Annotated in this window: 2 protein-coding genes; one reads left to right on the top strand and one right to left on the bottom strand. The window is 58.1% G+C overall.

Annotation, left to right across the window (positions count from 1 at the left end; translation table 11 throughout):
• On the bottom strand, window positions 1–436 hold a 436-nt coding region (locus RWK44_RS34685), incomplete at its 3' end, for an SDR family NAD(P)-dependent oxidoreductase (protein ID WP_316030156.1).
• Window positions 437–614: 178 nt separating this feature from the next.
• Between RWK44_RS34685 and RWK44_RS34680 the strand changes: the two genes are divergently transcribed.
• Window positions 615–1,511 (top strand): LysR family transcriptional regulator, encoded by an 897-nt coding sequence (locus tag RWK44_RS34680; protein WP_316030157.1) that lies wholly within the window; start codon window positions 615–617, stop codon window positions 1,509–1,511.
• Window positions 1,512–1,635: the final 124 nt, after the last annotated feature.

Genomic DNA, 1,635 nt, shown 5'->3' with positions numbered 1-1,635 from the left:
GCATGCCGTCGAAAGTGGCCTGGACAAGATGAAAGGCGGCCGACAAGTTGATCGCCATGATCGCATCCCACTTCTCGGGCGGAAATTCGCCTATGGGAGAAACATGCTGGATGCCGGCATTGTTGACGATGATATCGACCTGGCCGAACCGTGCCTGTGCGCGCTCCACCATCATCAGGATAGCGTCGCGCTTCGACATATCGGCGCTGTCATAGGCGACATCGACATCGTTGCCTTCGGCCATCTCGGCTCGCAACGTTTCAATCTCGGCCGGATCGCCGAAACCATTGAGCATGATCGAGGCGCCCGCCCTTGCCAGCGCATGGGCAATGCCAAGGCCGATGCCGCTGGTCGAGCCCGTCACGATCGCCGTACGACCTTCGAGCATCTTCCGGCCAGCCAGGGATTCGGTTTCTGTAGCAAGCAGATTGAGCATCGCATTCTCCATTTTTAGGCGCCACGACGTGTAGCTTCCCGTTCAAAATGGCGCGGCTGCAGTCAAAAGAGAAATGCCGCTCGCTAATGGAATTGATAATTCAGTGGCATTGGCGGAAGATAGCGCGCGGGACCAGAATAGATGCACTGGCATACATTTGGGTTATTGGGGAGCGGATATGGATATTCATCACATCCGGTATTTTCTGGCCGTTTGCGAAACGCGCAACTTCACGCGCGCGGCGCAGAACTGCAATGTCACCCAGCCCGCGCTGAGCCGCGCCATTCAGCAGCTCGAGGACGAGGTGGGCGGGCTGCTTTTCCGCCGCGAACGGAACCTCACCCACATCACCGATCTCGGCAACCTATTGCGTCCGCGTTTCCAGCAAGTGCAGGACGAACTTCTGGGCGTCAAAACCGAGGCGTCAAGATTTCTCTGCCTCAACGATGCGCACCTCAAGGTCGGCATCATGTGCACGATCGGACCGCGGCGCTTTACCGGCCTGCTCACCGACTTCAACATGCGCCACAAGGGCATCCAGCTCCAACTCGTCGAGGGTATTCCGGCCAAGTTGTCGGGCTTGCTGGAACAGGGCGAGCTCGATATCGCGATCATGTCGAGCGCCGATAATTTTCCCGAACGCTTCGATGTGACGCCGCTGTTTCGGGAACGGTTCATGCTGGCCTTTCCGTCGGGGCACCGGCTCAGTCAATACGATGCCATTCCGATCGCCGCGATTGATGGCGAGATCTATCTTCGCCGTGTCAATTGCGAGTACTGGGACTACCTGACAGATCTCTGCGACGCCCAGGGCGTGAGCACGATCGTCTCCTATTCGAGCGAACGGGAGGATTGGATTCAGAATCTTGTCGCCGGTGGCCTCGGTATCTGTTTCATTCCGGAATACAGCGCGGTCGTGCCTGGCCTGCAAGTCCGGCCGGTCGCCGAACCGGAGGTGACCCGCGAAGTCTGCCTTGTAACCGTAACTGGCCGCCGCTTCTCCCCCGCCGTCTCGACTTTCGTCAGCGCGGTCAAATCTTACGGTTGGGCCACGCTGCCAAGCCGCTCGCACTGAAAGCATAACGAATGCAATGATTTGTGCTCCGTGTCCTGGTGATGCGGGGCGTCCGTACGCCCTGCGTTTCACGATAGCTTCAGGCTATGGAATTGAGAATAAGGCGGCATTTCTCATTCGCCAT

The organism is Rhizobium sp. 25PS6, from assembly GCF_032464655.1.
GTDB lineage: Bacteria > Pseudomonadota > Alphaproteobacteria > Rhizobiales > Rhizobiaceae > Rhizobium > Rhizobium laguerreae.
Note: the sequence above shows the minus strand (reverse complement) of the source record. Positions and strands in the feature narration are given on the sequence as shown.